19 protein-coding genes and 1 pseudogene are annotated in these 24,723 nt (G+C 71.1%); 2 read left to right on the top strand and 18 right to left on the bottom strand.

The genetic code is table 11. The features are described from left to right. Both ACFVH0_RS11585 and ACFVH0_RS11580 read right to left on the bottom strand, forming a co-directional pair. The coding region (locus ACFVH0_RS11585) for an ALF repeat-containing protein (protein ID WP_385819384.1) at window positions 1-525 on the bottom strand (525 nt) is incomplete at its 3' end. A 278-nt stretch (window positions 526-803) separates the two neighbouring features. Next, window positions 804-1,328, bottom strand: a complete 525-nt coding sequence (locus ACFVH0_RS11580) for a hypothetical protein (RefSeq protein WP_385819383.1) — start codon at window positions 1,326-1,328, stop codon at window positions 804-806. Window positions 1,329-1,565: 237 nt separating this feature from the next. Here ACFVH0_RS11580 and ACFVH0_RS11575 point away from each other — a divergent pair, with 237 nt between their 5' ends. Continuing rightward, entirely contained in the window at window positions 1,566-2,192 is a 627-nt protein-coding gene (locus ACFVH0_RS11575; protein ID WP_385819382.1) for a YceI family protein, read from the top strand. 104 nt (window positions 2,193-2,296) lie between these two features. Here ACFVH0_RS11575 and ACFVH0_RS11570 read toward each other — a convergent pair whose 3' ends face one another. The 10 genes and pseudogenes from ACFVH0_RS11570 to ACFVH0_RS11525 all read right to left on the bottom strand — a co-directional run bounded on the left by ACFVH0_RS11570 (window position 2,297) and on the right by ACFVH0_RS11525 (window position 16,223). Beyond that, window positions 2,297-3,304, bottom strand: a complete 1,008-nt coding sequence (locus ACFVH0_RS11570; protein ID WP_385819479.1) for an NAD(P)/FAD-dependent oxidoreductase — start codon at window positions 3,302-3,304, stop codon at window positions 2,297-2,299. 135 nt (window positions 3,305-3,439) lie between these two features. After that, the gene (locus tag ACFVH0_RS11565) at window positions 3,440-6,241 is read right to left on the bottom strand and encodes a SpoIIE family protein phosphatase (RefSeq protein WP_385819381.1); all 2,802 of its coding nucleotides are present in this window, start codon (window positions 6,239-6,241) and stop codon (window positions 3,440-3,442) included. Window positions 6,242-6,301: 60 nt separating this feature from the next. Next, window positions 6,302-7,666, bottom strand: coding sequence for a hypothetical protein (locus ACFVH0_RS11560; RefSeq protein WP_385819380.1), 1,365 nt, complete (start codon window positions 7,664-7,666; stop codon window positions 6,302-6,304). Between the two features lie 110 nt (window positions 7,667-7,776). Further along, complete coding sequence (locus ACFVH0_RS11555) at window positions 7,777-9,195, bottom strand: GH1 family beta-glucosidase (protein WP_385819379.1); 1,419 nt, start codon at window positions 9,193-9,195, stop codon at window positions 7,777-7,779. 27 nt (window positions 9,196-9,222) lie between these two features. After that, window positions 9,223-10,236 (bottom strand): ABC transporter ATP-binding protein, encoded by a 1,014-nt coding sequence (locus ACFVH0_RS11550; protein WP_385819378.1) that lies wholly within the window; start codon window positions 10,234-10,236, stop codon window positions 9,223-9,225. Next, a complete protein-coding gene (locus tag ACFVH0_RS11545) occupies window positions 10,233-11,222 on the bottom strand; it encodes an ABC transporter permease (RefSeq protein ID WP_385819377.1) in 990 nt (329 codons plus the stop codon). Before ACFVH0_RS11545 ends, ACFVH0_RS11550 begins: the two co-directional genes overlap by 4 nt. 3 nt (window positions 11,223-11,225) lie before the next feature. Continuing rightward, a complete protein-coding gene (locus tag ACFVH0_RS11540) occupies window positions 11,226-12,206 on the bottom strand; it encodes an ABC transporter permease (RefSeq protein ID WP_385819376.1) in 981 nt (326 codons plus the stop codon). Window positions 12,207-12,436: 230 nt separating this feature from the next. Continuing rightward, window positions 12,437-13,465, bottom strand: a pseudogene (locus ACFVH0_RS11535) (ABC transporter ATP-binding protein); the annotation flags it as partial. Window positions 13,466-13,496: 31 nt separating this feature from the next. Then, on the bottom strand, window positions 13,497-15,170 hold the full coding sequence (locus ACFVH0_RS11530; RefSeq protein WP_385819375.1) for an ABC transporter substrate-binding protein: 1,674 nt from the start codon (window positions 15,168-15,170) through the stop codon (window positions 13,497-13,499). A gap of 78 nt (window positions 15,171-15,248) precedes the next feature. After that, window positions 15,249-16,223 carry a LacI family DNA-binding transcriptional regulator gene (locus tag ACFVH0_RS11525; RefSeq protein ID WP_385819374.1) on the bottom strand — a complete coding sequence of 325 codons (975 nt, stop codon included), beginning with the start codon at window positions 16,221-16,223 and terminating at the stop codon, window positions 15,249-15,251. Window positions 16,224-16,607: 384 nt separating this feature from the next. Between ACFVH0_RS11525 and ACFVH0_RS11520 the strand changes: the two genes are divergently transcribed. Next, on the top strand, window positions 16,608-17,069 hold the full coding sequence (locus ACFVH0_RS11520) for a hypothetical protein (protein ID WP_385819373.1): 462 nt from the start codon (window positions 16,608-16,610) through the stop codon (window positions 17,067-17,069). 47 nt (window positions 17,070-17,116) lie between these two features. Here ACFVH0_RS11520 and cimA read toward each other — a convergent pair whose 3' ends face one another. The 6 genes from cimA to ureA form a co-directional block, all read right to left on the bottom strand. Beyond that, a complete protein-coding gene (gene cimA, locus ACFVH0_RS11515) occupies window positions 17,117-18,724 on the bottom strand; it encodes a citramalate synthase (protein WP_385819372.1) in 1,608 nt (535 codons plus the stop codon). A 280-nt stretch (window positions 18,725-19,004) separates the two neighbouring features. Further along, window positions 19,005-20,336, bottom strand: a complete 1,332-nt coding sequence (locus ACFVH0_RS11510; protein WP_385819371.1) for an MFS transporter — start codon at window positions 20,334-20,336, stop codon at window positions 19,005-19,007. 98 nt (window positions 20,337-20,434) lie between these two features. Then, on the bottom strand, window positions 20,435-21,040 hold the full coding sequence (locus ACFVH0_RS11505) for a TetR/AcrR family transcriptional regulator (RefSeq protein WP_385819370.1): 606 nt from the start codon (window positions 21,038-21,040) through the stop codon (window positions 20,435-20,437). 3 nt (window positions 21,041-21,043) lie between these two features. After that, window positions 21,044-22,045 (bottom strand): agmatine/peptidylarginine deiminase, encoded by a 1,002-nt coding sequence (locus ACFVH0_RS11500; protein ID WP_385819478.1) that lies wholly within the window; start codon window positions 22,043-22,045, stop codon window positions 21,044-21,046. A 22-nt stretch (window positions 22,046-22,067) separates the two neighbouring features. Next, complete coding sequence (locus ACFVH0_RS11495; RefSeq protein ID WP_385819369.1) at window positions 22,068-23,756, bottom strand: urease subunit alpha; 1,689 nt, start codon at window positions 23,754-23,756, stop codon at window positions 22,068-22,070. Next, complete coding sequence (gene ureA / locus ACFVH0_RS11490) at window positions 23,753-24,433, bottom strand: urease subunit gamma (RefSeq protein ID WP_385819368.1); 681 nt, start codon at window positions 24,431-24,433, stop codon at window positions 23,753-23,755. Before ureA ends, ACFVH0_RS11495 begins: the two co-directional genes overlap by 4 nt. Between the last annotated feature and the right edge of the window lie 290 nt (window positions 24,434-24,723).

Genomic DNA, 24,723 nt, shown 5'->3' with positions numbered 1-24,723 from the left:
CTCCCGGTACACACCCTTCCCCGTCTTCGGATCGGCCACGATACGAAGGATCGCGACACGATCGTCCTCCGCCTGAGCCAGACGCAGACCCGTCTCCAGGAAGTAGCGCAGATCCTCCGGCGTACCGTCCAGAGCCCTCTGCGCCTCCCGGTACACACCCTTCCCCGTCTTCGGATCGGCCACGATACGAAGGATCGCGACACGATCGTCCTCCGCCTGAGCCAGACGCAGACCCGTCTTCAGGAAGTTGCGGAGGTCGTCGACCGTGCCGTCCAGGGCCTTCTGGGCCTCCCGGTTGACGCCCTTGCCGATGTTCGGGTCGGCCAGGATGCGGAGGACGGCGATGCGGAGTTCTTCCTCCGACATCGAGTCGTAGGGCGACTCCTCGTCCGCCGTCGCGTTCTGTGCGACCGACGCCGCGACGGGCGGGGACGGCGCTGTGGCGGCGAAGGACGGGGTGGAGAGGAGGAGGGCCGGGGCCAGGGCGCCTGCGGCCACGGCCAGCGCCGCTCGGGTCGGTCTCATGTGGATACCTGTCCTGGGTCGGAAAAATGGCCGGGCAGTCGGTGCCCCGGACAGCCGCCCGGAAGGTGGCGGCGAGCCATCTTCCCAGGAAGGGGCGGCCGATCGACTGCCGGTATCAGGCAGTCTTCGCCGTCGGATCATTGCCGAAGTCGACTGTGGGCGGGTCCGGTTGGCGAGATGGCGCCCCTCCCGGCAGAGTGCCCGTCCGCCGGGCAGCGGCACGGGGTGCCCCCGTCCGGTGGACGGAGGCACCCCGTGCGGGTCGACGTGCGCGGAGGTCAGCAGCCGCCGCAGTTGTAGAACGTCACGTCCCAGTGGTTGCCCTCGTCGGCGTAGACGTTGCCGGAACCCGCCTGGTACTGGGGGGCGCCGTCACCGCGTACACCGATGTAGGTGAAGACGTTGTGGACGTAGTTGGTGAGGCAGGTCGACTTGGCGAAGTCGAGCTTGTAGCCGTTCCAGTGCGAGTACGTGCCGCCGGCGTGCCCCGTCTCGGTGCCGCCGGTGATGTTCAGCGCGCAGCCCGTGGCGCTCTTGAGGGTCTGGGCGCCCTGGGCGGTGGCCAGGTTGAGCTGGTCGAACGAGGTGCAGGTGGCGACGTTGCGGTCGGAGCAGCCGCCGGAGGACGACCAGGTGACTCCGGAGGAGCTGAACCGGGCGGTGGCCTCGGCGTGCGTGAGCTTGGTGGCGGCGTGGGCCTGGGGGGCGCCACCGCCGAGAACACCGACGCCCGGGGCGAAGAGAACGCCCAGGACAAGGGCGAATGCGGTCAGGACGGGGCGCAGTCTCATATGGGACAGCATGGGGGGACTCCTCCTGCTCATGACAAGTAAGGGCATGCAGATACTGCCCGAGTTCTACGCGCGTCCGCCAGAGGGGGGCGGCAACGGCCGGCAGCAATTGCGCCCGCGTTCGACCGGTGTTCACGACACACTTCGACTTAGATGTTGAACGTTGAACTAGATCGCGCTACAGTCATCCTCGTTGAAGGTTAAACAATCACTTCGACCCCGCTCGATCACGTCCCCCGAGGAGGAGCCATGGCTCTGTTCAACCGCAAGAACAACAACGCCCCGTCCGCCACCGCGACCATCGCCCCCGCCGTGGACCCGGCCCTGGCCGCCCTCACCGGCGAGTACGCGATCGACCCGGCCCACAGCAGCATCGGCTTCACCGTGCGGCACGCGATGGTCACCAATGTGCGCGGCTCCTTCGGCGAGCACGAGGGCACGCTGAAGCTGGACGGCTCCGACCCGGCGAACTCCACCGCGTCCATCGACGTCAAGATCGGCAGCATCGACACCGGCATCGCCGACCGCGACGGCCACCTGGTCAGCGGCGACTTCTTCGACGCCGAGAAGTTCCCGCTCATGACCTTCCGCTCCACGCATGCCGAGCAGCTCGGCGGTGACACGTACCGCGTCACCGGTGACCTCACCATCAAGGACGTCACGCGTCCGCTCTCCATCGACCTGGAGTTCAACGGCTCCGCCACCGACGTCTACGGCAACGAGCGGGTCGGCTTCGAGGGCAGCGCCGACATCCTGCGCTCCGACTGGGGCCTGACCTGGAACGCGGCGCTGGAGACCGGCGGCGTGATGGTCAGCGACAAGGTCAAGCTCAACTTCGACATCTCCGCGATCAAGTCCGCCGCGCCCCAGGCCTGACGCCCCGCGCCGTCCCGACGCCCGAACCCGAGCGCGCCCGCTCCCTCCTCCCCCGCCGGGGAGGGAGGCGGGCGCTCGGCGTTGCGGAGCGGGCCCGGTCGGCGTCAGGCCCGGCGGGCGGCGACCGCGCGGTTCACGTCGTCGGTGATCAGGTCCGCGTTGATCGCGGCGGCGGCCTGCACCCCGGCGGCTGCCGCCGCGATGACCTGACCCTTCGGGTCGGCGACATTGCCGGCCACCCAGATGCCGGGCACCTCCGTCGCCCCGGCCGCATCGGCCTCGACGCGGGTGCCGATCACCTCGCCACCCATCTTCAGTTCGGCCGCGCCCAGGCCCAGGGCCGCCAACACGTCCGCGCGGGCGGTGAAGCGGGGCTGCACCACGACGGCCTCGCACGCGATGCTCCGGCCTCCGGCCAGCCGCACCCCGGTCAGCCGGTCGTCCGTCACATCGAGGCCGGCCACCTCGCCGTCGACCACGGCGATGCCACGGGCGGCCAGCTGCTCGTACTCCCCCTCGGTGAACTCGGGTCCGGTGTGGCGGAAGAGGGTGATGTTCTCGCTCCACTGGCGCCACAGCAGCGCCTGGTGCACGGCCAGCGGTCCGGTGGACAGGACCCCGATCGGGCGGGAGGCGACCTCCCGGCCGTGGCAGTACGGGCAGTGCAGGACCTCGCGCCCCCAGCGTTCGGCCACGCCCGGCACCCGGGGGAGCTCGTCGACCAGGCCGGTGGTCACCAGGAGCCGCCGCGCCACGACCACGGCCCCGTCCTCCCGTACGACACGGAATCCCGTGCCGTCGCTCAGCCGCTCGGCGGTCGCCACGGCGCCCCGCACGACCTCGCCCCCGTAACGGGCCACCTCGTCCCGGCCGATGGCCAGCAGTTCCGAGGGCGGGATGCCGTCGTGTCCCAGGTAGCCGTGCATGTGCGCGGCCGGGGCGTTGCGCGGGAGTCCCGCGTCGATCACCAGCACCCTGCGCCGCGCCCTGGCCAGGGTCACGGCTCCGCTCAGTCCGGCGGCGCCGCCGCCGATCACCACCACGTCGTAGGGACGGTCCGCGCCGCCGTTCGTCTCCCGGTCGCCGGTCACTTCGCCGGTCGTGTCGCTCATGCCGGTCGTGTCGCTCATGAGGAGCACCTCTCTTTCGCCTTCTCCCGAGAGGGTCCGCGACCCGGCGCGATATCGGCAAATCCCATTGCCGGAACGGCAAAGCGTGCGGGATGCGGGATGAGGCGCCCGAGGGCGTCAGAAGGCGTTCGACGGCGGCTCGTCCGTCTCGGACTCGCCGACCGTCTGCTCCGACCAGATGACCTTGCCCGTCTCGGTGTAACGAGTCCCCCAGCGTTCGGCGAACTGGGCGACGAGGAACAGTCCCCGGCCGCCCTCGTCGGTCGTCGCCGCATAGCGCAGATGCGGGGAGGTGCTGCTGCTGTCGGAGACCTCGCAGATCAGGTTGCGGTCGTAGAGCAGGCGGACCTCGATGGGCGCCGTGCCATAGCGCACCGCATTGGTGACCAGCTCGCTCAGGATCAGCTCGGTGGCGAACGCCTCCTCCTCCAGGCCCCGGTCGGTGAGCCACTGGGCGACGTTCTTGCGGACCCCGGCGACGGCCGCCGGATCGGTGGCCACCGCCCACTGCGCGACCTGGTCGGGATCGAGCCTGTGGGTGCGGGCCACGAGCAGCGCGACATCGTCGTTCGGCCGTTCGTGCAGCAGCGCGTCGAGCACGTCGTCGCAGGTCTCCTCCGGTGTCCGGTCGCGGCCGGCGAGGGAGTCGCGCAGCAGGGCGAGGCCGGTGTCGATGTCCCGGCCCCGGCGCTCCACGAGTCCGTCCGTGTAGAGGACCAGCCGGCTCCCCTCGGGTACGTGGAACTCGGCCGCCTCGAAGGGCATGCCGCCGATCCCGAGCGGGAGTCCGGTCGGGACCTCGGGGAACTCGACCGTCCCGTCGGGCAGGACCAGCACCGGCCCGGGGTGACCGGCCCGGGCCACCGCGCAGTTCCCGGAGACCGCGTCGTAAATCGCGTACAGGCAGGTGGCACCGGCGATCTCCGCACTGTCGTCGCCGGCCTCGTCCCGGTCGATCCGGCTGACCAGTTCGTCGAGGTGCCCGAGGAGTTCGTCGGGGGCGGGATCGAGCGAGGAGAAGTTGTGGACGCTGGTGCGCAGCCGTCCCATGGTGGCCGCGGCGTGCAGCCCGTGCCCGACCACGTCGCCGACGACCAGCGCCACCCGGGCGCCGGACAGCGGGATCACGTCGAACCAGTCACCGCCCACCCCTTCGTACGCGGGGAGGTAGCGGTGGGCGACATCGAGGGCGCTCTGCTCGGGCAGGCCGCGCGGCAGCAGACTGCGCTGCAGGGTCACGGCCAGCGCGTGCTCCCGCGTGTAGCGGCGGGCGTTGTCCACGCCGATCGCGCCCCGGGCCACCAGTTCCTCCGCGAAGGACAGATCGTCGTCGTCGAACGGCTCCGAATCGCCCGAGCGCCAGAAGTTGGCCATGCCCAGAACGGTGCCGCGGGCATGCATCGGCACCGACAGCAGCGAGTGGAAGCCCTGCTCCCTGATCCGCTCGGCCACATCGGGATCCCAGTTCCGCCAGCCCAGCTTCACGAAGTCGCTCTGCAGATCGGCGTCGTCGTTGTGCACCCGCATGCCCCGGGTCCTGGTGGGGACGAAGCCCACCACATGGCCGACCGGGTACAGCGGGTGCTCCGGGCGGACCGCCGCGACGGCGGTGCGGCGCATCTCCAGCGTGCCGCTGTCCGGTGTCACCGGTTCGTCCCCCTGCAGGACGGGGTCGGCGAGGTCGACCGTCGCGGCGTCGGAGAATCCGGGGATCGCCACGTCCACCAGCTCCTGGGCCGTGCGGGTCACATCGAGGGTGGTGCCGATCCGGGCGCCCGCCTCGTACAGGAGCAGCAGCCGTTCGGTGGCGTACTCCGCCTGTCCCGTGACCGCGCGGAGTTCGGTGGTGTCCCGCAGAGTCACCACCGTGCCGGGCGGCCCGCCGTCCGCGTCGGTCGGGCGGAGGTTGACGGCCAGCAGCCGGTTGCCGGCCCGCAGCACCTCGTCCGTGACGGTCGCCCCGGAGACCAGCAGTTCCGCGGTGTCCGGGTCCAGCCCGAGGTCCGCCACCGCCCTGCCCTCGGCGTCCGGGGGCAGGTCGAGAAGCCTGCGGGCCTCGTCGTTGGCGAGGGTCAGCCGCCGGTCGGCCTCGACGATGAGGACGCCCTCGCGGACCGCGTGCAGCACCGCGTCGTGGTGCTCGTACATCCGGGTCATCTCGGCGGCCCCGAGGCCGTGGGTCTGGCGGCGCAGCCGCCTGCTCAGGAGTGCCGCGCCACCCGCGGTGAGCACCAGGGCGACCGCCGCGGCGCCCGCGGCGAGCGGGACGGAGCGGTCTGCCACGCTGTTCACGGACTCGACGGTGATCCCCACCGAGACCAGTCCGGCGATCGAGCCGTCCGCCCGGGGCACGGGCACGACCGAGTTGACCGAGGGCCCCAGGCTTCCGGTGAAGGTCTCGGTGAACCCGTGCCCGGCCAGTGCCTCTTTGTACGGGCCGATGAGGTGTTTGCCGATCAGCGCGGGGTCGGGGTGGGTGTAGCGGATGCCCTGCTGGCCCGCCAGGACGATGTACTCGACATGGGTCAGCTTGCGGACCTCCTCGGCGCGCGGCTGGAGGATCGCGGTGGGATCCCTGCTGTCCAGTGCGGCGGCGGTTCCGGGCGCGTGGGCGAAGGTCTCGGCGACGCTCAGGGTGCGGGCGCGGGCGTCGGCCATGCTGTCGCGGCGGCCCTGCACCACCAGCGCGACGCCCCCTGCCGCGATGAGCAGCATGACGAGGCCGAGGACGAAGGCGAAGACCTGGCCGGCCACGGTGCGCAGGCTGAACAGGGAGCGCAGCTCGCGCCCCGGGGACCGGTCGCTCAGGTCCCGGTCGGACGGCGCGGGCGCCTTTCGGCCCGGGCGTCCTTCATCGTGCCGATGTGTTCGCCGGACGGAGCGTCGCAGCCGCGCCCGGAATCGGCCGATACCAGACATAACTTCAGGTCTAGCATGAATCGCACCTGCCCGAGCGGTCTCCGGCCGGCGGCCGGCGGCTCAGAACCCGCCCCCGTCGAATCCGCCGCCGCCCCCGAAGTCGCCTCCTCCGAAGCCTCCGCCGTCGAAGCCCGAGGAGTCGAAGTCGGCTCCGGAGAAGTCGCCGCCGCTCCAGTCCCCGCCGGAGCCGAAGTCGCCGCCGCCGTACTCCGCCGCGTACGCGGGGCTCGACAGCATGGAGCCGAGCAGCGTGCCGACGAGGAGACCGGGGAGCAGGCCGCCGCCGAAGTAGCCTCCCGCCCACGGACCGTAGGCCGGGCCCGCCTCCCAGTACGGGCGGCGGCCGTCGGGGGTGTCGACGGTGCGGCCCAGCGGTTCCTCGCCCGCGCGCAGCCGGGCCTCGTCGGCCGCGCAGACCGGGACCTCGCGTGCCGTGCCGCCGGACGGGGACCAGCGGGCGTCGGCGACCGAGGGGCCGTGGCGCGGGTCGAAGAAGCACGGCGGGCGGCGGGCCGGCGGTTCCCCGCCGGTCCGGCGGGCGGCGAGGACCGCGAGGGAGAAACGGCCGTCCTCCAGGGCCTGGGTGACCCCGCGCACGTCGGACGGATGGCGGGCCGCGGACATGCGGGACTTCGCGGTCTCGTACGAGTCGAGCGCCCGCTCGTAGTCCGCGCGCATGACGTCGTCGGCGCCCGCCTCGGCGGGGTGGAAGTCGAGCCGGTCCAGGGTTTCGCCGTACGCGGTGATGTCCTCGTCCACGACGACCCGCAGCTTGTCGAGCGCGGCCCGTTCCTCGGTCTCCTTGCGCTTCCGGTTGCGGCGCACGATCGTGTAGGCCGTGCCGCAGCCCAGCACCAGGAGCGCGCCGACCGTGATCAGCCCGACGGCGGTGGACGATCCGCCGCCGGACGAGCCGCCCCAGGAGGCGGGGGCACTGCCCCGGGCCTGTTCCACGGCCCGGTCGACGAAGGCGTTGAGCTGGGTCGCGGCGTCGGTGTCCACGCCGGGCGTCTTCACCGCGGCGGTGAGGTTGTGGACCGCCCGGGTGGACATCACCTGCGGGTCGGCGCCCGCGTCGAAGCCGTTGCCGAGGCGGACCGCGTAGACGCCGGTGATTCCGGTGTCGGTGCGCAAAGTGGTCAGCAGGGTCTTCGCGGGGAACGCGGAGGTCCGCGGCAGCACCACCACGAACACGGGCTTGTCGGCGTCCTTGATCTTCTTCGTCAGGGCGGCGGCCCGGCCCGGGGAGAGCTGGCCGGACGCCGCCGGGTCGACGTACACCGGGCTCTTGCGCAGGGCCTGCGCGACGTCGTCGACGGTGGTCGCCCCGGTCGACGGGGTCGCGCCCGGGGCCATACCGAGGACGGCCGCCACCAGGATCAGCAGCAGGCCGACCAGCATCGTCGGGAACAGCCTGTTCCGCATACTTCGAAGCTAACCCGGATGAGTGATGCCTGCCCCGCGGAGCCCGAGGTGCGAAGGCCGATCCGCGAAGGCCGACGTACGCGGGCCGGCGCGGGGGACGGCGGCCGGGCTCAGCTGCCCCGGGTGAGGCGGATGGTGTCGCGGTACCACTTGGCGCTGTCCTTCAGCGTCCGCTCCTGTGTCCCGTAGTCGACGCGGACGATGCCGAACCGCTTGTCGTAGCCGTAGGACCACTCGAAGTTGTCCATCAGCGACCAGGCGAAGTAGCCCCGGACGTCGGCCCCGGCGGCGCGGGCCGCCGCGACGGCGGCGATGTGGTCGGCGAGATAGGCGGTGCGGTCGCCGTCGTGGATCTGTCCGTCCGCACCGACGGTGTCGTCGAACGCGGCGCCGTTCTCGGTGATCACCGTCGGGACGCCGTAGTCCTGCTCCAGCCCCACCAGCAGGTCGGTGAGGGCGGTGGGGGTGATCTCCCAGTCCATCGCGGTACGCGGCAGATCGCGCTCCACGCCACGGGTGACGGGCAGCCCTTCGGCGTCCACCGGGGAGCCCTCCTCCGTGACGCCGGAGAAGAGGGTGCCACGGTAGAAGTTGACGCCGAGGACGTCGATCGGGGTGGCGATGACGGCCAGGTCGCCCTCCTGGACCGGGAGCACGGCGTCGCGCAGCGCGAGGTCGGCGACGACGTCCTCGGGATAGCCGCCCCTGACCAGCGGGTCCAGGTAGAGGCGGCGGCCCATCCCGTCGGCGCGGCGGCAGGCCTCGGCGTCCTCGGGGCTGTCGGTCTCGGGGGTGGCGGTGCCGAGGTTGAGCGTGATGCCGAGTTCGAGCTCGTTGCCCCGGGCCGCGGCCGTCCCGCGGATGTGCCGCGCGGCGAGGCCGTGGCCCAGGAGCAGGTGGTGGACGGCCCGGATCGCGTCGCCGAAGTCCTGCCGGCCGGGTGCCTGGTTGCCGTACGCGTAACCGAGCATGGCCGAGCACCACGGCTCGTTCAGCGTCGTCCAGTGCTTCACCCGGTCACCGAGCGCGTCGTAGGCGAGCGCGGCGTACTCGGCGAAGCGGTGAGCGGTGTCACGGGCCGGCCAGCCGCCGGCGTCCTCCAGCTCCTGCGGGAGGTCCCAGTGGTAGAGGGTGACCCAGGGGGTGACGCCGGCGGCCTCCAGCTCGTCGAGCAGCCGCTTGTAGAAGTCCAGCCCCTTCGCGTTGGCCGGGCCGCGCCCGCCCGGCTGGATGCGCGGCCAGGCGAGCGAGAAGCGGTACGTGTCGACGCCCAGGTCCGCGATCAGCCGCACGTCCTCGGGCATCCGGTGGTAGTGGTCGCAGGCCACATCGCCGTTCTCGCCGCGGACGACCATGCCGGGCACCCTGCAGTAGGTGTCCCAGATGGACGGGGTCCGGCCGTCCTCGGCGGCGGCTCCCTCGATCTGGTACGCGGCGGTGGCGACGCCCCAGCGGAAGCCGGCGGGCAGGCCGGGGACGGCGCGGGCGGTGAGCTCGCGGGCAGGGGTCTGGGAGGTGACGGGATTCATGGGTCTCCTGTGGTGTGCGTGGGGTGGCTACGGGCGGGGTGCGGCGGTCGCCGGGGCCGGCCGGTGGAGCCAGCAGGCCACCGTGCGCGGCTCGTCCCCTTCCGGCGGGGCGAGCACGGGGACATGGCCGGCGCAGGCGTCGAGCGCCTTGCCGCAGCGGGGGTGGAAGGCGCAGCCGGCCGGCATCGCGGACAGGTGCGGGGGCGAGCCGGGGATGCCGGTGAGTTCGCGGCGGGCGCCGTGCAGTGCGGGGAAGGAGTGCAGCAGCCCGTCGCTGTAGGGGTGGTGGGGGTCTCGGTAGATCGCGGCGGCCCCCGCCTCCTCGACGATCCGGCCGCCGTACATGATCGCGATCCGGTCCGAGAACTCGATCAGCAGTGAGATGTCATGGGTGATGAAGACGACCGAGAAGCCCAGCTCCTCACGGAGCCGCACCAGTTGGCTCAGGATCTGGCGCTGCATGACGACGTCGAGGGCCGTCGTGGGTTCGTCCATGATGACGATCTCGGGCTCCAGCGCGAGCGCCATCGCGATCATCACGCGCTGGCGCATCCCGCCGGAGAGCTGGTGCGGGTAGGCGGCGAGCCGGTCGGCGGAGATGCCCACGAGCGCCAGCAACTCCCGTGCCCGTGCGGTCCGTTCGGCCCGTTTCATGCCCGGGCGGTGGGCCCGCAGTACGTCGGTGAGCTGACTGTGGACCGTGTGCACCGGGTTGAGCGAGTTCATCGCGCCCTGGAACACGATCGACAGCTCCTGCCAGCGGAAGGCCCTCAGCCCGGCGGCCGACAGGGCCAGCAGATCGAGCGCACCGCCGTCCCGCCGGTGGTAGTGGACCTCGCCGCCGGTGATCACCCCGGGCGGCGAGAGCAGCCGGGTGACGGCGTACGCGAGGGTCGACTTGCCGGACCCGGACTCGCCCGCCAGGCCCAGCACCTCGCCCCGGTGCAGGGTGAGGTCGATGTCGCGCAGCGCGTGCACGGCGTCGTCCCCGGTCCCGTAGTCCACGTTCAGCCCGCGGACGGTGAGGACGGGCTCGCTCATGAGCGGGTCTCCTTCTCAGAGGCGCCGGTGCGTGCCACCGGGGTGAAGCCGACCCGCATCCGGACCTTCCGGGACGCGCCGGTCTCCGTGCGCAGGCGCGGGTTGACGAACTCGTCGATGCCGAAGTTGATCAGGCCGAGCGACATGCCGAGCAGGGCGATGCAGAGTCCGGCCGGGACGAACCACCACCACGCGCCCTGCGCCAGGGCCTGGTTGGACTGCGCCCAGAACAGGACGGTCCCCCAGTTCCAGTCGGAGATGTCGGCGACGCCGATGAAGGCGAGGGTGATCTCGGAGAGGATCGCGAAGACGACGGTGCCGACGAAGCCGGAGGCGATGACCGCCGTCAGGTTCGGCAACACCTCGAAAAAGATGATCCGCCAGGTCGATTCGCCGGTCGCGCGGGCTGCCTCGACGTAGTCCCGGCGCCGCAGCGACAGCGTCTGGGCGCGCAGGACGCGCGCACCCCAGGCCCACGAGGTGAAGGCGATGACGGCGGCGATCAGGACGTCGCCGGCGTCGGACACGAGACTGGCGATGATGATGATCAGCGGCAGTCCCGGGATGACCAGGAAGACGTTGGAGAGCAGCGAGAGCAGTTCGTCGGCCGTGCCTCCGAGGAAGCCCGCGCTGACGCCGATCAGTACGGACAGGACCGTCGCGAGAATTCCGGCGACGAAGCCGACCACCAGGACGCCGCGGGTGCCGACGAGGATCTGCGAGAGCACGTCCTGACCGGTGTGTGTGGTGCCGAACCAGTGCGCACCGGACGGTGGTTGAAGCAGCGCGTCGCTCATGGCGTCCGGGTCGTACGGGGCGATCCACGGCCCGATGACCGCGATCACGGCGAAGAAGGCGAGGATCCCGAGACCGACGACGGTCTTGCGGCCGCGCAGGAAGCGCAGGCGGCGCCGGCCGGGTGCCGGGGGCTCGGTCGCGTCGGTCACGGCGACCTCGGCGGCGGCGGAGACGGGGGCGGTGTCCATGGACTAGGCCTCCCTTCGGGTACGGGGGTCGAGGGCCATGTAGATCACGTCGGCGAGGAGGTTCGCCGCGAGTACGGAGAGCGTGATGATCAGGAAGACGCCCTGCATCAGCGGGTAGTCCTTGGCGCCGACCGCCTGGAAGAGCTGGAGGCCGATGCCGGGATAGGAGAAGACCATCTCGACGAGGAGGGTGCCTCCGACGATGAAGCCGATGGACAGGGCGAAGCCGGAGATGTTGGGCAGGACCGCGTTGCGTGCCGCGTATCCGAACATCACCCGGCGTTCGGAGAGCCCCTTGGCCTGGGCGACCATGACGTAGTCCTCCGAGGACACCGTCACCATCATGTTCCGCATCCCGAGGATCCAGCCGGCCACCGCGCTGAGCACGATGGTGAGGCCGGGCAGCACCCCGTGGTAGAGCGCACTGGAGATGAACGGCCAGTCGAAGGCCGGGACGAGCGAGTTGTCGTAGCCGCCCGATTCGGGGAAGAGCGGCCACTTCACGGCGAACAACGCGATGGCGATGAGCCCCAGCCAGAAGTACGGGATGGCCGAGATGAAGGTGGTGACGGGGAGCAGCCCGTCCAGCCAGGAGCCGCGCCGCCACCCGGTGAACACCCCGATGCCGGTGCCGAGCACGAAGCTGATCAGGGTGGTGAGGCCGACGAGGGCGAGCGTCCAGGGAAGCGACTGGGCGATCACCTCGCTGACCGGTGTCGGGAAGAAGGTGAAGGACAGGCCCAGGTCGCCGTCGAGCAGATGCGACCAGTAGTCGGTGTACTGCTGCCAGAGCGACTGGTGTTCGTCGAGGCCGAAGAGCGCGGTGAGCGAATCGACGGCGCTGGTGTCGAGCCGGCCCTGGAACCGGGCGAGCAATGCCTGGACCGGGTCGCCCGGCATCATGCGCGGGATCAGGAAGTTGATGGTGATCGCGGCCCACGCGGTGACCAGGTAGAAGGCGAGCCGTTGCAGCAGGTACTTCACTTCGCGGCCTCCTTCTCCGTGCGGTCCCCGCCGTCGCCACGGCCGGTTTCCCGGTCCACGCCGTCGCCACGGCCGGATTCGCGGTCCTCGCCGTCGCCACGGCCGGATTCGCGGTCCACGCCGTCGCCACGGCCGGATTCGCGGTCCACGCCGTCGCCACGGCCGGATTCGCGGTCCACGCCGTCGCCACGGCCGGCCGGCCGGTCCGCGCCGTCGCCACGGCCGGCCGGCCGGTCCGCGCCGTCGTCCGCGTACAGCCAGCAGGCGGCCCACTGCCCGCCTTCGAGGTCGAAGCGCGGCGGCGGTTCGGTGCGGCAGCGCTCCAGGGCCTTCGGGCAGCGGGGGTGGAAGCGGCAGCCGGCGGGCGGGGCGATCAGCGAGGGCGGTTCGCCGCCGCCGGTCTCCTCCTGTGCCGCCTCGGCGACCGCCCGGTCCGGGTCGGGCGCGGAGGCGATGAGGAGCTGGGTGTAGGGGTGGGCGGGGCGCTGGGTGACGGTCTCGCTGTCACCGCCCTCGACGATCCGGCCCGCGTACATCACCAGCGTGGTGTCCGCGAAGTAGCGGGCCGACGCGATGTCATGGGTGATGTAGAGGATCGCGAGGCGCAGCCGGTCCTTGAGGTCCTTCAGCAGATTGAGCACGCCGAGCCGGATCGAGACGTCCAGCATCGAGACCGGCTCGTCGGCGAGCAGCACCTGGGGATCGGCGCCGAGCGCGCGGGCGATGGCCACGCGCTGGCGCTGTCCCCCGGACAGCTCGTGCGGGAACTTGTCCAGGTACTGCTGGGGCGGGGTCAGCTGGACGCGGTCCAGCAGGGCGGCCAGGCGCTCCTCCAGCTCCGCCTCGCCGCTGCCGGCCCGGCCGTGGATCCGCAGGGCCCGGGTGAGGTGGTAGCGCACGGTGTGCACCGGGTTCAGCGAGGCGAACGGGTCCTGGAAGATGAGCTGGACCCGGCGTACGTAGGCGCGGAAGGACCGGCCCCGTCCGGCCTTGACCGCCGTGCCGTCCAGCCGGATCTCGCCCCCGGTCAGCGGATACAGCTGGGCGAGCAGCCGGGCGACGGTGGATTTCCCGGATCCCGACTCCCCCACCAGCGCCGTGACGGTGCCCCGGCGCAGTTCCAGCGAGACGTCGTCGACGGCGTGGACGGTACGGCGTCTGCCCGCGAGCAGGTCGCGTCCGGTGCGCCGTACCGGGAAGTGCTTGGTTACTGAGTGTGCTTCGAGCACGACGTGGTTCTGTGCGGGCTGTTTCGACATGGCCGGTCCCTGTGTCCCGTGATCCCTGGCTCTACTTGGCGGGCTTGAGCTTCAGCACGATCTGGAGCGCGGACGGCTGGGTGTGCTGCGGCGGCGCGTAAGGGTCGGCCTCGGTCGGCCAGCCCACCCAGTTCTTCGTGGAGTACTCGGCTCCGATCGGGGCGGCGGCCGTCGGGATCATCGGCGCCTGCTCGACCATGATCTTCTGGAGGGTGTTCATGGCCGCGGTGCGGGCGGAGTCCTCGGTGGCATTGGCGAAGGCCTTGAGCGCCGCGGTGGCCTCGTCGTTCTTGAAGCGGCCGAAGTTGCCGAGCTGGGAGGCCTTGCCGACGGGCTGGAGCAGCGCGCCGTCCATGATGTTCTGGTACATGTCGTACGGGGTGGCGCCGCTGTTGGTCCAGTGCAGGGTGGCGTCGAAGTTGCCGTTGGCGACGTCCGCGCCCCAGGCCTCCGCGGTCTGTGTCTTGACCTGGGCCTCGATGCCGAGCTGCTTGATGTTGTCCTTGATGATCGCCAGACCGGTGATGTAGTCGTTCCAGCCGGCCGGGTCGGTGAAGGTGAGCTTCACCGGCTTGCCGGACGGGTCCTTCAGCACGCCGCCGCTGAGTTCGAACCCGGCGTCCGCGAGTACCTTCTTGGCTCCGGCCACGTCGGGCGCGGTGGTGGCGCTCTTGTACTCGGGGGCGAGGAAGGACTCGCCGGCGGGCAGCGGGATGCCGGTCGGGCTGGTGATCTCCGGGTAGAGGGTGGCCTCGGCCTGGGTGTGGATCGCCTTGCGGTCGACGACCATCGCCATGGCCCTGCGCAGCGCCGGGTTGTCGAAGGGCTTGCGGGCGGTGTTGAACCACAGTCCGTGGACGCCGAGCCCGGAGGGGAACCACAGCTTGTGGTTCTTCGGGTCCTTGGCGATGAACAGCTGCTTGTAGTCGGGCATGAAGACGAACGACCACTCGACCTTGCCGTTCGCCAGCGCCGTGGTCGCCGCGCTGTTGTCGTTGTAGGCGGTGTAGCGCAGCTCCTTGACCTTGGTCTCGCCCTTCCAGTAGGTGGGCGTGGCGGTCAGTGTGGTGGTCTGCGGGGTGAACGTCTTGAGCTTGTACGGGCCGGAGCCGACGGGCGTGCGGTTGGGCCAGGTCTCGGGGTTCTTGACGCCTTCCCAGATGTGCTTGGGCACGATGAACTGCTGGATGATCTTGTTCTGGTTGACGTACTGGGAGTCCTTGAAGGTCAGCACGACCGTCTTGCCCTGCACCGTGATCCCGTCGAACGGGATGCCGTTGCCGTTCAGCGCCGGGTGCTTCTTCAGCAGCTCGAAGGTGTACGCGACGTCGTCGGCGGTCAGCGGCTTGCCGTCGGCCCACTTGGCCTCGGGATCGAGGGTGAAGGTGACCTTGGTGAAGTTGGACTCCCACTTCCAGCCGGTCGCCAGCCACGGGGCGGCCTTGTCCGCGGGCCGGATCTGGTTCGTCATGGCCAGCGGCTCGTAGATCATGAAGCGGTAGCCGAGCGTGGCGCCCGCCGAGGTGTTGAGGAACGGGTTGCTGTTGTCGGTCTGCGGCCCGTCCGGCTTGCCCAGGGTCAGCACGCCGGAGGCGCCGCCCCCTTTGCCGGCACCGGAGTTGGCGGACGAGCAACCGGCGGCGAGCGCGACCACGGCGGTGGCGATCGAGAGCGCTCTCAACGTGGCGTGACGTCGTACGGACATGGCGACTCCAAGAGGGACTGCGGTCGGAAGGATCCGGAGGTACGAAGGGGCAGTCGGCCGTGGACTCCGGCCGGACCGCTACGGCGCCGAGTGGCGCACGACCAGTTCGGTGGGCAGCACGACCGGTGCTTCGGGCACGGGCGTGCCACCGAGGTGGGAGAGCAGCAGCCGTGCGGCCGTCTCGCCCATCCGCCGGGCGGGCTGGCGCACGGTGGTCAGTGGTGGTTCGGTGTGCTCGGCCATCGGGATGTCGTCGAAGCCGACCACGGCGATGTCGTCCGGCACGGAGCGCCCGGCGGCCCGCAGGGCCCGCAGCACGCCCGCCGCGCTGATGTCGTTGTGTGCGAAGACCGAGTCGAACTCGACGTCGGCGGCGAGGAGTTGTTCCACGGCCAGCCGGCCGCTGCGTTCGGTGAAGTCCCCGTGCACGACGAGGTCGGTGGGCAGGACCGTACAGAACCCGTCCAGCCGGTCGCGTACGCAGCCGAAGTGCTGGGGGCCGGTGACGACCAGGGGTCTGGTGCGTCCGGCGGCCAGCAGGTGCCGGGCCGCGGACGCGCCTCCTTCGCGGTTGGTGGTCACGACGGAGGCGAACTCGGGGTGGTGGCCGCGGTCGTCGATCAGCACGATCGGCAGGCCGCCGCGGTGCAGTGCGGTGAGGTGGTCGAGAGTGTTCTCGGGTTCGACCACCAGGAGCCCGTCGAAGGCACGCGCCGACACCTGGCCGGTGAAGCGCCGCACGGACTCGGTGCCGCGGTTGCAGGTGAAGAGCAGCAGCCCGTAGTCGGCGGCCTCGACGGTGTCCACGACGCCCTGGAGCACTTCGCCCATCCACGGCCAGGTGAGCGAGGGCACCAGCATGCCGACCGTACGGCTGCTGCCGCGGGCCAGTCCGACGGCGCCCGAGCTGGGTACGTATCCGAGCTGTGCGATCACTTCGCGAACGCGGGCGGCCGTGGAACCGCCCACCTCGCCCTTGGCGTTGACGACCCGTGACACGGTGGTCTTGCTGACGCCGGCCTCGCGGGCGACATCGGCGATGGTGACACGCATCGGGGCCTCCGGGGCAAGGCATGGCGGACAGCTGGAACCGGTACCGCAACGGGCACCGCAACCGGTTCCGGAACCGGTACCGGCGTTGCGGCGTGAGTTAACCCCGCCGGAACAGTGCCGTCAATACTTCACACCGACATTGGTCCGTACCCATCTTCCGTACGGACAAGGCGGGTTGTGCGTTCAGCTTCTGAACGCGGTCATCGCTCGCTCCCGCACCCGCGACCGGCCGCGCCGCACCCGCGACCGGCCGCGCCGCGCCCGTCGTGACGGCCTTCGGCCGGCCCGGGTTCCATGATTCACCTCACGCGCCGGGGCCAGAACCCCGGCTCCGCGATCAGCATCCTCGATCGCGTCAACTGCCTTCGCCCGTAAAGGAATTCCATGAATCGCCGTCGCATTTCCGCCGCCGTACTGCTCGGCTCCGCCGTGATCGCGCTGGCATCCGCCACCGGCCCGGCCACCGCCGTCGCCACCGCCACCACCGTCGCCGCCTCCGGCTCCGGCTCCGGCGGCAAGCCCTGCTACCACCCGGACGGCTACGACCACTTCCTCGAACTGGACTCCGCCGAGGTCGACCAGGGCGACACCCGGGTGAACTTCACCGAGGTCAGCTGCACCTACGACCCCGCCGACGAGCAGAACGTCAAGTACACCGCCATCCGCAAGGGCTCGGCCCTGGTCCACGCCGGCGCCGAGGTCGAGGTGGTCGGCGACACCGGGAACCCGCGCGCCGTCCCGGCCGGCTGGCTGGTGGACCACAAGCTGCCCAACAGCCCGTACTTCTACTACCGGGCGGACGCACAGGGCCTGATCACCGCGATGCGGGAGATCTACCACCCCTGACGCGGCCCGGGGCCGGGTCCGCCCCGGCCCCGTCCGGCCCGCCCCGGCTACTCCGTCGGCTCGACCCCCGCCCGCAGCAGCCCGTAGGTGTACGCGTCCTCCAGCGCCTGCCAGGACGCGGCGATGACGTTCTCCGCGACACCGACCGTCGCCCAGTCACCGACGCCGTCGCCGGTGGTGATGAGGACACGGGTGGTGGACTCGGTACCGGTGCGGCCTTCGAGGATGCGGACCTTGTAGTCGATCAGCTCCAGCTTGGCGAGCTGCGGGTAGATCCGCTCCAGGGCCACCCGCAGCGCCCGGTCGAGCGCGTTGACCGGGCCGTTGCCCTCGGCGGTGGCGACGATCCGCTCTCCCTTGGCCCAGAGCTTCACGGTGGCCTCGTTGGCGTGCGTGCCGTCGGGGCGGTCCTCGACGATGGCGCGCCAGGACTCGGTGCGGAAGTAGCGGCGTACCCGGCCCTCCGCCTCGGCACGCAGCAGCAGCTCGAAGGAGGCGTCGGCGGCCTCGTACGTGTAGCCCTTGAGCTCGCGCTCCTTGACCCGCTCGACGACCCGGCCGACCAGCGCCCGGTCGCCGCCGAGGTCGATGCCGAGCTCCTTGCCCTTGAGCTCGATGGAGGCGCGGCCCGCCATGTCGGAGACCAGCATCCGCATGGTGTTGCCGACCAGGGCGGGGTCGATGTGCTGGTAGAGGTCGGGGTCGACCTTGATCGCGGAGGCGTGCAGTCCGGCCTTGTGGGCGAAGGCGGAGACACCCACATAGGGCTGGTGGGTGGAGGGGGTCAGGTTGACGACTTCGGCGATGGCGTGCGAGACCCGGGTCATGTCGGCGAGCGCGCCCTCGGGGAGGACGGTCTTGCCGTACTTGAGCTCCAGGGCGGCGACCACGGGGAAGAGGTTGGCGTTGCCCACGCGTTCGCCGTAGCCGTTGGCGGTGCACTGGACGTGGGTGGCGCCCGCGTCGACGGCGGCGAGGGTGTTGGCGACGGCGCAGCCGGTGTCGTCCTGGGCGTGGATGCCGAGCCGGGCGCCGGTGTCGGCGAGCACCGTGGCGACGACGGCCTGGACCTGGGCGGGGAGCATGCCGCCGTTGGTGTCGCAGAGGATGACGACATCGGCGCCGGCCTCGGAGGCGGCGCGTACGACGGCCTTGGCGTACTCGGGGTTGGCGCGGTAGCCGTCGAAGAAGTGCTCGCAGTCCACGAAGACCCGGCGGCCCTGCTCGCGGAGGTAGGAGACGGTGTCGGCGACCATCTCCAGGTTCTCTTCGAGCGTGGTGCGCAGCGCGAGTTCCACATGGCGGTCGTGGGACTTGGCTACCAGGGTGATCACCGGAGCGCCGGACTCCAGCAGCGCCTTGACCTGGGGGTCCTCGGCGGCCTTGCCACCGGCCCGGCGGGTCGCGCCGAAGGCGACCAGCTCGGCGTTCTTGAACTCGATCTCCTGCTGGGCGCGGGCGAAGAACTCGGTGTCGCGGGGGTTGGCGCCGGGCCAGCCGCCCTCGATGAAGCCCACGCCGAAGTTGTCCAGGTGCCGGGCGATGGTGAGCTTGTCCGCGACCGTCAGGTTGATGCCTTCACGCTGGGCCCCGTCGCGCAGTGTGGTGTCGAAGACATGGAAACTGTCGTCGGTGGCCTTGGCCTTGGTGGTCATGCTGGTCTGACTCCTGTCGGATGAGCGGATCCGGACGATCTGGCTCCACTTGCCCCCATCATCCCGCGTGCGCCTCGCGCCGGCCGAGGTGAGGGCCGGAAAACGAAAAAACCCCTCGCGGGTGCGAGAGGTCTGCGCGCGGGTCTGGGGCACGGTGGCCGTGCCGCACGTGGTGGTGCGGGACGGTCACTGCGGACCGGCGCGCCTGCTGCCGATAATCATGGCGTTCGAGGGCACGGAAGCAGTCTTGCACAAGGCCGCCCCCGTGCCCCGCCCCGTCTCAGGATGCGGGCGTGACGCTCGTCGCCGCGGACTGCTCCGCGCTCTCGCGGTCCGCGTCCTTGGCCCCGACCCGGCCCAGGTCGATGTCCCGGGTCTCACGCATGGTCAGGTAGACGACCAGGGAGACCGCCGCGCAGCCCGCCACGTACCAGTAGAAGCCGGACTCGATGCCCGCCTTCTTGAACCAGAGCGCCACGTACTCGGCGGTGCCGCCGAAGAGCGCGTTGGCGATGGCGTACGGGAGGGCGACGCCCAGGGCGCGGATGCCGGTCGGGAAGAGTTCCGCCTTCACACAGGCGTTGATCGAGGTGTACCCGGTGACGACGACCAGGGCGAGCAGCGCCAGGCCGAACGCGGGCCAGAAGGTGCCCGCGTGCTTGAGCATCGTCATGATCGGCACGGTCAGGAAGGTGGAGCCGACGGCGAAGGTGATCAGCAGCGGGCGGCGGCCGATCCGGTCGGAGAGCATCCCGGCCAGCGGCTGGATGCACATGAAGACGAACAGTGCGCAGAAGCTGACGAGCGAGGCGGTGGGCTTGGCCATCCCGGCGCTGGTGGAGAGGAACTTGGAGAGGTACGTCGTGTACGTGTAGTACGCGACGGTCCCGCCCATGGTCAGCGCCATCACCAGGAACGCCTCGCGCTTGTGCCGCCACAGCGCCTTCAGCGTGCCGCGGTCCTCCTGGTCGGCGCCGGACTCCGCGTACACCTCGGTCTCCAGCATCGAGCGGCGCAGGTAGAAGACGATCGCGGCACCGAGCGCGCCGACGATGAACGGGATGCGCCAGCCCCAGCTGTGCAGGGCCGCCTCGGACATGTTGCGCTGGAGGACGATCTGGAGGCCGAGGCCGATCAGCTGTCCCGCGGTCATGGACACGTACTGGAAGCTGGAGGCGAAGCCGCGCCGGTCGGGTGCGGACGCCTCGGTGAGGTAGGTGGCGCTGGCGGCGTACTCGCCGCCGACGGAGAGCCCCTGGAGCAGCCGGGCCACCAGCAGGACGGCGACCCCGCCGTACCCGGCGACGTCGTACGTCGGCGCGACGGCGATGAGGATCGCGGAGGCCGACATGAGCGTGACGGTGAGGGTGAGCGCGGCCTTGCGGCCCCGGCGGTCACCGATCCGGCCGAGCAGCCAGCCGCCGACCGGCCGCATGAAGAAGCCGACGGCGAAGATGCCCATGGTGTTCATGAGATTGGCGGTCTCATTGCCTTCGGGGAAGAACGAATCCGCGAAGTAGACCGCGAAGGTCGCGTACACGAACCAGTCGAACCACTCGACCATGTTGCCGGCCGAACCGACCCAGATTTTCTTCCACTGCTCTCGTCCCATGGTCCGTCACCGTGCCCGAACAGCCGGGACGGTAACAAGGGCGAAATGCGCAACGATCGCGCGTACTTACGTGCGTTTCGTTCACGGCGGCCCGGCCGCTACCGGACGCTGAGCGAATCCTCGATGAACTCCCCCACCTGCGCGAGGACCTGGCAGCGGCCGGTGCCGGGGAGGCCGACCGCGACATGGACGCTGAAGCCGTCGAGCAGGGCGCGCAGCCGGGTCGCGAACCGCTCGGCGTCGACGGCACGGAACTCCCCGGCCGCCGCGCCCTCGGCCAGCAGGGCCACCAGGTCGCGGTGCCAGGCGTCCTCGATGGCGGCCTGCCGGGCGCGTGCGTCCTCGTCCGCGTTCTGCGAGCGGTTCCACACCTCCAGCCAGAGCGTCCAGTGCGGGTCGCGGTGCCCGTCGGGAAGGTACAGGTCGATGTACCCGTCCAGCCGCCGGCGGGCCGTCCCCGGCCCCGCCAGCAGGGCCCGCCGCTGCGCGCCGAGCCGTCCCTCGCTCCACTCCAGGGTCTGGAGCAGCAGCTCGTCCTTGGTACGGAAGTAGTAGAGGAGGTGTCCGCTGCTCATGCCGACCTCGCGGCCGAGTCCGGCCATGGTGAGGCCGTCGAGCCCCCGTTCGGCGATGGTCGCCATGGCGGCGGCCAGCAGTTCCTCACGGGGCGGGGCGGTGTTGCGACGGCGTGACGCGGGGGGCAAGGTTCAGACCTTCGGCTGCTGCTGTGTGATGCAGTGGATGCCTCCACCGCCGGCAAAGATCGTACGGGCGTCGACGAGTGTCACCGTACGGTCGGGGAACAGTTCGCCGAAGATGGCCGCCGCTTCCTTGTCGCGCGGGTCGTCGAAGGCGCAGAGGACCACACCGCCGTTGCAGAGGTAGTGGTTGATGTAGGAGTAGTCGACCCACTCCCCGTCAGCCTTCAGCACGGTGGGCGCCGGAACCTCGACGACGTCCAGCGAGCGGCCCCTGGCGTCGGTGGCCCCGCGCAGGATGCGCACGGTCTCGCGGGTGATCTCGTGATCGGGGTGGGCCGGGTCCGGCTGGACATGGGCGACGACGGTGCCGGGACGGGCGAAGGCGGCGACGATGTCGACATGGCCGAGGGTGCCGTACGTGCCGTAGTCGCCGGAGAGTCCGCGCGGCAGCCAGATGGCCTTCTCGGTGCCGAGCCGGGCGTGGATCTCGGACTCGACCTGCTCGCGGGTCCAGTCGGGGTTGCGTTCCTTGCCGAGCTGGACGGTCTCGGTGAGCAGTACGGTGCCCTCGCCGTCGACGTGGATGGCGCCGCCCTCGTTGACCAGCCGGGAGCTGTGCACGGGTATGCCGGCCAGTTCGGCGACGGAGCGGGCGATGTGCTGGTCGTGCTCCCAGCGGGCCCAGCCCTGGGCGCCCCAGCCGTTGAACGTCCAGTCGACGGCGGCCAGCCGGTTCCCGTCGGTGACGAAGGTGGGGCCGATGTCCCGCATCCAGGCGTCGTCGAGCGGGCGGACGGCCAGCTCGACGTCCGGGCCGAGGAGTGCGCGGGCACCGTCCTCCTGGCCGGGTCCGACGACCATCGTGACGGGTTCGAAGCGGCGGACGGCGCGGGCGACGGTGGCCCAGGCGGCGCGGGCCTCGTCCAGTTCGGCGTCGGTGTCGAAGGTGGGGTTGGGGCCCGGCCAGGCCATCCAGGTGCGTTCGTGCGGGGCCCACTCGGGCGGCATGCGGAAGGTCACTGCGGGGTCCTTAGAGGAAGTAGAGGCGGTTGAGGGAGACCGAGTCGGCGGGCTCGGAGCGCAGCGGGTCGCCGTCCAGGGTGACCAGACCGCTGCGGGCGTCCACGGCGACCTCTCCGGTACGGGAGTTGTGGATCAGGTCGCCGGGGCCGATGCCCCGGGTGCCGCGCACGCCGACGCGGCGGCGGCGGGTGGGCATCGCGTCGGCGCCGAGCTGGGTCGCCGCCTGCGAGACGAACGCCACCGAGAGGTCGGCGGCGGTGGCTCCGTACGCCCCGAACTGCGGTCCCAGGATGAGGGGTTCGCAGGTGTCGGTGGCGGCGTTCGGGTCGCCCGTGACCCCGTAGGCGGGGAAGCCGGACTTCAGCACCAGCTGCGGCTTCGCGCCGAAGAACTCGGGCCGCCACAGCACGATGTCGGCGAGCTTGCCGGTCTCGATGGAGCCGATCTCGTGCGAGAGACCGTGGGCGATGGCGGGGTTGATGGTGAGCTTGGCGATGTAGCGCAGCACCCGGGCGTTGTCGTCCGCGGGACCGTCGCCCTCCATCGGACCCAGCTCGGCCTTCATCTTCCCGGCCATCGCGAAGGTGCGGCGCACCGTCTCGCCGGCCCGCCCCATGCCCTGCGCGTCGGAGGAGGTGATCCCGATGGCGCCCAGGTCGTGCAGGACGTCCTCGGCGCCCATCGTCCCGGCCCGGATCCGGTCCCGGGCCATGGCGGCGTCGCCCGGCAGGTCCGTCTTGAGGTCGTGTACGGAGACGATCATCCCGTAGTGCTCGGCGACGGCGTCCCGGCCGAAGGGCAGCGTCGGGTTGGTGGACGAGCCGATGACGTTCTCGACGCCCGCCATCTTCAGGACGTTGGGAACGTGTCCGCCGCCGCAGCCCTCGATGTGGAAGGCGTGGATCGTGCGGCCCTCCAGGACCCGCAGGGTGTCCTCGACGGACAGGCATTCGTTCAGCCCGTCGCTGTGCAGGGCGACCTGGACGTCGTGCTCCTCGGCGACCCGCAGCGCGGTGTCCAGGGCGCGGGTGTGCGCGCCCATGTCCTCGTGGACCTTGAAGCCGCAGGCCCCGCCCTCGGCGAGCGCCTCGACCAGCGGGGCCTGGTGGGAGGACGAACCGCGGCCCAGGAAGCCGATGTTGACCGGCCAGGCGTCGAAGGCGTTGAAGGCGTGGCGCAGCGCCCAGGGCGAGTTGACGCCGACGCCCCAGACCGGGCCGAACTCCTGGCCGATGATCGTGGTGACGCCGGACGCCAGGGACGCCTCCATGATCCGGGGCGAGAGCAGATGGACATGGGTGTCGACGGCGCCCGCGGTCGCGATCATCCCCTCTCCGGAGACGATCGTGGTGCCCGTGCCGACGACGACGTCCACACCGTCCAGGGTGTCGGGGTTGCCGGCCCGGCCGATCGACGCGATCCGGCCCTCGCGGATGCCGATGGACACCTTGCGGATGCCCTGTACGGCGTCGATGACCAGCACATTGCTGATGACGACGTCGCAGGTGTCGCGGACCGCGGCGGCCTTGAGGTGCAGCCCGTCGCGGGCGGTCTTGCCGAATCCGGCGAGGAACTCCTCGCCGTACTGCTGTGCGTCGGACTCGACGCGGACGGTCAGCCCGGAGTCGCCGAGCCTGACCCGGTCCCCGGCGCGCGGTCCGTGCACGGAGGCGTACTCGTACGGATCGATGCTCATCGCTCAGCTCCCAGATATCCACAGGCCGCGGCGCGCCGCAGGGCCTCTTCACGCGCGCCGGGGGCGTCCAGCGGGCCGTCGACCAGGCCCGCGAAGCCGATCGCGATCCGCTCGCCGCCGATCGGTACGAGCCCCACCTCGACGGTTTCGCCGGGCCCGAACCGGACGGAGGACCCGGCGGGGACGCAGAGCCGCATCCCGTAGGCGGCCGCGCGGGCGAAGTCGAGCCGGGGGTTGGCCTCGAAGAAGTGGAAGTGCGAGGTCACGGAGACCGGCACGGTCGCGGTGTTGTGGACGGCCAGTCGCACCGCGGGCTCCGGCTCGGGTGTGGCGGGCCCGGGGACGACGGCTCCGGGGGCGTCGTCGCCCAGCCCGTCGCCCAGCGGCCGGGAGACCACGGCGAGCCGTGAGCCGTCGTCGAAGACGGCCTCCACATGGACCTCTGTGACGACATCCGCGACGCCCGGCAGCACATCGTCGGGGCCGAGCACGGACCGCGCCGCCTCGATGGCCTCCGCCAGCCGGCGCCCGTCCCGGGCGGCCTCGCAGACCGTGTCCGCGATCAGCGCGGTCGCCTCGGGGACATTGAGCTTCAGTCCCCGGGCGCGGCGGGCCCGGGCCAGTTCGGCGGCGCTGAAGAGCAGCAGCCGGTCGCGTTCCGTCGGAGTCAGTCGCACGTCTCCACACCTCTCGGTTAGAGCAGCACTCTAACTCATGGTTAGAGCGACGCTCTAAGCATGTGAGAGGGCACACTCCGGGGAGCGGGAGGGCATGTCCCGGCGCATACGAAAGCCGCGCCCGGCGGGGAGCTGAGCGCGGCTTTTCGTTCGTACGGGGCCGGCCGGGGCCGGGGTGACCAGGGGGCTTCGGTTCGGAGCCCCCTGCCGAAGGGTGCATCCAGGGTCCTGCGTCCGGATCTTGCCGGGCTCGCGTGCCCGGTGCCCGATCCGGCCGGATCCTGACGAGA

It is taken from the genome of Streptomyces sp. NPDC127117 (genome assembly GCF_042677325.1).
Lineage (GTDB): Bacteria > Actinomycetota > Actinomycetes > Streptomycetales > Streptomycetaceae > Streptomyces.
This window is presented reverse-complemented; position numbering and strand designations above follow the sequence as displayed.